Origin of the sequence: Paraburkholderia sp. SIMBA_053, assembly GCF_046534895.1 — a bacterium.
In the GTDB taxonomy this organism is placed as follows: domain Bacteria; phylum Pseudomonadota; class Gammaproteobacteria; order Burkholderiales; family Burkholderiaceae; genus Paraburkholderia; species Paraburkholderia caledonica.
The window spans coordinates 1-343 of the sequence record NZ_JAWRXU010000273.1; the positions used below are offsets into that span (position 1 = coordinate 1).

The following is a 343-nucleotide window of genomic DNA, read 5'->3' on the forward strand; positions in this document are numbered from 1 at the left end:
CGATGTATAACCGGATACTCATTGCGCTCGACGGTAGCGACACGGCTTCGCGCGCGCTCGACACAGCATTGAAGCTCGCTGCCGAACACGGCGCACAGCTCTTGCCGCTGTATGTGATCGACGTGCCCTTGATCGCCTACGACGCACCCGGATTCGATCCATCCATCATCCGGGACGCCTTCGGGGAAGAAGGCAAGCGGATTACGTCCGATGCAAAGACCCGCCTCGAGAAGCGGAGAGTAACGGGCACGCCGCGTGTGGTCGAAGTTTCGCCGCCCGGCGAGGACGTCGCACATCGCATCAACGCGATGGCCACCGAATGGCATGCCGATCTGATCGTCAT

Annotated in this window: 1 protein-coding gene; it reads left to right on the forward strand. The window is 61.2% G+C overall.

What is annotated here, in order from left to right; genetic code table 11:
• Window positions 1–2: 2 nt before the first annotated feature.
• The coding region (locus SB753_RS35600; RefSeq protein WP_410804782.1) for a universal stress protein at window positions 3–343 on the forward strand (341 nt) is incomplete at its 3' end.